General features: G+C 73.7%; 6 protein-coding genes and 1 pseudogene. 6 read left to right on the top strand and 1 reads right to left on the bottom strand.

What is annotated here, in order from left to right:
* Window positions 1-49: 49 nt before the first annotated feature.
* A complete protein-coding gene (locus tag ETD85_RS60230; protein ID WP_138698755.1) occupies window positions 50-553 on the bottom strand; it encodes a MarR family winged helix-turn-helix transcriptional regulator in 504 nt (167 codons plus the stop codon).
* 92 nt (window positions 554-645) lie between these two features.
* On the opposite strand from ETD85_RS60230, the gene ETD85_RS60225 reads away from it, so the two are divergent.
* From ETD85_RS60225 to ETD85_RS60205, 6 genes and pseudogenes are all read left to right on the top strand, one after another.
* On the top strand, window positions 646-1,605 hold the full coding sequence (locus tag ETD85_RS60225; protein WP_138698754.1) for an EamA family transporter: 960 nt from the start codon (window positions 646-648) through the stop codon (window positions 1,603-1,605).
* Between the two features lie 5 nt (window positions 1,606-1,610).
* A complete protein-coding gene (locus ETD85_RS60220; RefSeq protein WP_138698753.1) occupies window positions 1,611-2,249 on the top strand; it encodes an NAD(P)-dependent oxidoreductase in 639 nt (212 codons plus the stop codon).
* Window positions 2,250-2,292: 43 nt separating this feature from the next.
* Window positions 2,293-2,376 (top strand): annotated as a pseudogene (locus ETD85_RS65315) (short-chain dehydrogenase); the annotation flags it as partial.
* A gap of 67 nt (window positions 2,377-2,443) precedes the next feature.
* Complete coding sequence (locus ETD85_RS60215; protein ID WP_206059604.1) at window positions 2,444-2,827, top strand: SDR family oxidoreductase; 384 nt, start codon at window positions 2,444-2,446, stop codon at window positions 2,825-2,827.
* Window positions 2,828-2,912: 85 nt separating this feature from the next.
* The gene (locus ETD85_RS60210) at window positions 2,913-3,776 is read left to right on the top strand and encodes an SMP-30/gluconolactonase/LRE family protein (protein WP_138698752.1); all 864 of its coding nucleotides are present in this window, start codon (window positions 2,913-2,915) and stop codon (window positions 3,774-3,776) included.
* A 107-nt stretch (window positions 3,777-3,883) separates the two neighbouring features.
* The gene (locus ETD85_RS60205; RefSeq protein WP_138698751.1) at window positions 3,884-4,399 is read left to right on the top strand and encodes an FBP domain-containing protein; all 516 of its coding nucleotides are present in this window, start codon (window positions 3,884-3,886) and stop codon (window positions 4,397-4,399) included.
* The last annotated feature ends 419 nt before the right edge of the window (window positions 4,400-4,818 follow it).

Here is a 4,818-nt window from a genome sequence, read left to right as displayed (position 1 = left end):
CCCGCCCCCGCCGTGGCCGGGTGCCCGGTGCGCCTGCCGCTCGTCGTGGTCAGGTGAGGTCCGTGGTGTCGCCGAGCGACTCCAAAAGCTCGCGCAGCGTGCCGGCCAGCCCGTCGCGCTGCGCCCCGCTGAGTCCGGCCAGCACCCGCTCCTCGGCCTGGACGTGATCGGGCAGCGCCCGGTCGATCAGTGCCCGCCCGTCGTCGGTCAGGGTCACGACGACGCCCCGCCCGTCGGACTCGCTCGGCGTACGCCGTACCAGCCCGCGCGCCTCCAGGCGATCGAGGCGCTGCGTGACCGCGCCCGAGGTGACCATGGACGCCCGCATCAGCTCGGCCGGCGTCAGCCGGTGCGGTGGGTCGCTGCGGCGCAGCGTCGCCAGCACGTCGAACGAGGCCGGATCCAGCCCGTGGGCGGCGAACGTCTTGCGCAGCTCGGCATCGACCAGCTGCTTCAGCCGGCTCAGCCGCCCGATCACCGCCATCGGGGAAACGTCCAGGTCAGGACGCTGGGCGTGCCACTGCTTCAGGATGAGGTCGACGTGATCTGCCACCGTTCCAGCCTAGCGATGTCTTAGCGGTGAGGTAAATCACCTGGCGAAGTCGCTTAGCGCTGAGATACTTTGTCTTAGTGCTAAGCAATCGAATGGGAATCGTCCTGGTGACCGCGCTGACCCCCGCCATCTGGGGGACCACCTATCTGGTCACCACCGAGTTACTGCCACCGGGCCGCCCTCTGCTGGCCGCGGTGATCCGGGCACTGCCCGCCGGGCTGCTCCTCGTGGCCATCACCCGCCGCCTGCCGAAGGGGATCTGGTGGTGGCGCGCCCTGGTGCTCGGCGCGCTGAACATCGGGGTGTTCTTCGCGCTGTTGTTCGTAGGGGCCTACCGGCTGCCCGGTGGGGTGGCCGCGACCGTCGGCGCGGTCCAGCCCCTGCTGGTCGCCCTGCTGTCGGCCGGGCTCCTGGGTGAGCGGCTGACGCTGCGTACCACGCTGGCCGCCGTGGCGGGTGTGGCCGGGGTCAGCCTGCTGGTCCTGCGGGCCGGCGCGCGGCTGGACGGTCTGGGAGTGGCGGCGGCGCTCGGCGGGGCCGCGGTCATGGCCGCGGGGGTCGTGCTGAGCAAGCGCTGGCACTCGCCCGCGCCGCTGCTGGCCACCACGGGCTGGCAGCTCGTGGCCGGCGGCCTGTTGCTGCTCCCCGTCGCCTTCCTCATCGAAGGGCCGCCGCCGGCCACGCTGACGGCCGCGAACCTGGCCGGCTACGCCTACCTCACGATCATCGGCTCCGCCCTTGCCTACGCCCTGTGGTTCAGGGGCCTGCGAGCGCTGTCCGCGACCAAGGTCACCTTCCTCGGCCTGCTCAGCCCGGTGGTCGCCACCACGCTCGGCTGGCTCGTGCTCGGGCAGGAGCTCACGGCGGCCCAGGGGCTGGGCGCGCTCGTCGTCCTGGCCGCCCTCGTCGCCGCCCAACTCCAGCCCGCGCGCCCCCGCGCGCTCCCGGACCCGCAGGCCGGCGCGGCTTCCGAGCCCCAGCCCGCGCGTCCCCACACGCTTCCGAGCCCGCCGCCCGGCGGGGCCCCCGTTCCGATCGGCAAGGAGTCCTGACCGTCATGCGCATCACCGTTTTCGGCGCCACCGGAGCCGTGGGCGGCCGGGTCGTGGCCGAGGCGCTCTCGCGCGGCCACGACGTCACCGCCGTCGTCCGCGCCTCCGCCCGCCTGCCCCTGGTGCACCCAGCCGCCCGCACCCGCGTCGGCGACGCCTCCGACGTCGCGGACGTGGCCAGGCTGAGCACCGGCCAGGACCTCGTCATCAGCGCCACCCGGCCGGCGCCCGGCTATGAGGACGACCTGGTCACGACCGCCAAGGCGCTGCTGGCCGGGCTGGCGCGGACCGGCGTGCGGCTGCTGCTCGTCGGCGGCGCGGCCGGGCTGCGCGTGCCGGGCGGCGGCGGGCTCACCGTCGTCGACACCCCGGACTTCCCGCCCGCCTGGCGGCCGATCGCGCTGGCCTGCAACGGGCAGCTCGCCGCCTGCCGGGCCGAGCAGGGCGTGGACTGGGCCTATCTGAGCCCGCCCGCGCTGCTCGAACCGGGGGAGCGTACCGGGAACTACCGGCTCGGGGCCGACGACCTGCTGACCGACGCGGCCGGCAGGTCGGCGATCTCGATGGAGGACTTCGCGGTCGCGCTGCTCGACGAGGCGGAACGGCCGCGCCACCACCGGGTCAGGTTCACCGTCGCGTACTGACCCGGCCTGGGTCCGGCGTCGCGCGCTGGCGTAGGGTGGACCGATGACCGCCACTTTGATCACCGGCGGATCCAGCGGCATCGGCGCGGAGGCGGCCCGGCGGCTCCTGGAGCTGGGACACAGCGTCGCCGTCACCGGGCGCGACCGCGGGCGGCTCGACCGGTTCGCGGCGCAGGCCCGCCGGACGGCGCGAGATGGTGCTGACCAACGTGCTCGGCCCCGCGCTGCTCGTCAGGGCGGCGCTGCCCGCGCTGAAGCGTTCGCGGGGGCGGATCGTGCTGGTCGGCAGCGTCGCCGGCGTCACCAACACGCCGGGCAACGTCTACGGCATGACGAAATGGGCGGTGACCGGGCTGGCCGAGAACACCAGGCAGCTCGTGACCGGCGACGGCGTCGGGGTGACCCTGGTCGCGCCCGGCCGGGTGGAGACGCCCTTCTGGGACGGGCGCGGCAACCCGCCGGACGGGCCGATGCTGAGCGCCGGGCAGATCGCCGACGCCATCGTGTGGGCGATCGGCCAGCCGGACGGGGTGGACGTCAACACGGTGGTCGTCCGGCCGACGGGCCAGCGCGGCTGACCCCCGAAGCACGCCTTTCCGGGCAGATGGGATGTCAATAGGGTCGAGGACCGTACGCATCCCCCTGATCGCCGAGGAGCCAGGCATGAGCATCGCCCCATATACCGTGACCGACCCCGTCGCCCAGCACGGCGAGGGGCCCGTGTGGTCCAGCCGCTGGGGCGGGCTGCGGTGGGTGGACATGCTGGCGGGCGACGTGCTGGCCCTGGACGCCGGCGGCGGGGTGCGCCGCCGGCACGTGGGCGCGGTGGCCGCCGTCGTACGGCCGCGCGTGTCCGGCGGCTACCTGGTCGCCTCGGAACGCGAGCTGCTGCTGGCCGACTCCGACGACCTCGACGCCCCGCTGCGCTCGCTGGGCGAGGCGTGGAGCGACCCCGCGATCCGGATGAACGAGGGCGGCTGCGACCCCGACGGCCGCTTCTACATCGGCAGCATGGCCTACGACGCCGGGCGCGGGCGCGGGTCGTTCTACGTGGCCGGAGCGGACGGTAAGCTGCGCGTGGTGCTGCCGGAGGTGACGATCTCCAACGGGTTCGACTTCAGCCCGGACGGCGCCCTGGCCTACTACGCCGACACCGAGACCGGGCGCGTCGACGTGCTCGACTACGACCCGGAGGGCGGGCTCGGCGGCCGCCGCCCGTTCGTGACCGTGGATCCGGAGGACGGCGCCCCCGACGGGCTGACGGTCGACGCCGAGGGCGGCGTGTGGGTGGCGCTGTGGCAGGGCGGGGCCGTGCGCCGGTACACCCCGCAGGGGCGGCTGGACGCGGTCGTCGAGCTGCCCGTTCGCAAGGTCACGGCGGTGACGTTCGGGGGCGAGGGCCTCGACCGGCTGTTCATCACCACCTCCGCACTCGACGTGGACCGCGCCGAGCAGCCGGAGGCGGGCGCCGTCTTCGGCGCCGACCCCGGCGTGCGCGGCCGCCCGGTGCGGCCGGCGGCCCTGTGACCAGCACGGGGTCAGCGCTGTGACCAGCCGGAAAACCGGTTGCCCTGACAAACCTAGGAATCCTAGGCTTTAGTCTAGATTCATTAGGTTCGTACGAGGAGAGAGTGATGAGACCCGTCACCGAGCAGGACATCCGCACGTCGTTCGTCAACTGCTCCAAGGGAGAGGCCCGGCGGCTGAACCTGCCACGGGATCTGGCCCGATCCCCGTGGGACGACCTCGACTACCTGGGCTGGCGCGATCCCGGGGCGCCGGAGCGCGGCTACCTGGTCGTGGAGCGCGACGGCGGCCTCGTCGGCATCTCCATGCGCCTGGCGCAGGAGGTGCGTAGGAGTTTCACCAAGTCCACCCTGTGCTCGGTCTGCGTCACGCCGCACTCGGGCAGCGGGGTGGCCCTGTTCACCGCGCCCAGGGTCGGCGCCGCCGGCCGTCAGGGCAACACGGTCGGCGCCTACATCTGCGCGGACCTGGCATGTTCCCTGTACGTGCGCGACAAGAAGCAGACCGAGCTGGGCACCCGGTTCGAGTCGCTCACGGTGGAGGAGCGCGTCGTCCGGGCCGTGGCCAACCTGGACGCGTTCGTGGCCCGGGTCCTCGACGACACCCTGGCCGCCGCGAACTGAGAGCTGGTGGGGCGACGCCCAGCTCGAGCCGCCGGACGGGAAGGGCCGTCTGCGGCGTCAGCCGGCGCTCCAGCGATGCCCCGGCGCCTGCGGCGGCCGGACGGCGGTGGGCGCCGGCGTGAACGTCGCCCATCTCTTGGACCGCGCGTGCGCCCCGCCGGTTCCATCGGAGCGCGAATCGGCCGCCCGCGTCTCGGCGATGGGTCCGGTGACCGGGCGGTGCCGTCCGGCGAAAGCAGGTAAAAGTACGCGGCCCGTGGCGGTATTTCTCCTTCGAGGCGCGGGCGGCGTCCTCCTTACCGTGGTCTCCGACCGCTGTTTTCGGAGGATGTCATGCGAGCTCGTACGTGGATCGTCGCGGCAGTCGCGCTGCCGCTCGCGTTGTCCGGCTGCGCCGCCCCCGGGACCGGCGGCCCCAC

Origin of the sequence: Nonomuraea zeae, from assembly GCF_005889725.1 — a bacterium.
GTDB lineage: Bacteria > Actinomycetota > Actinomycetes > Streptosporangiales > Streptosporangiaceae > Nonomuraea > Nonomuraea zeae.
This window is presented reverse-complemented; position numbering and strand designations above follow the sequence as displayed.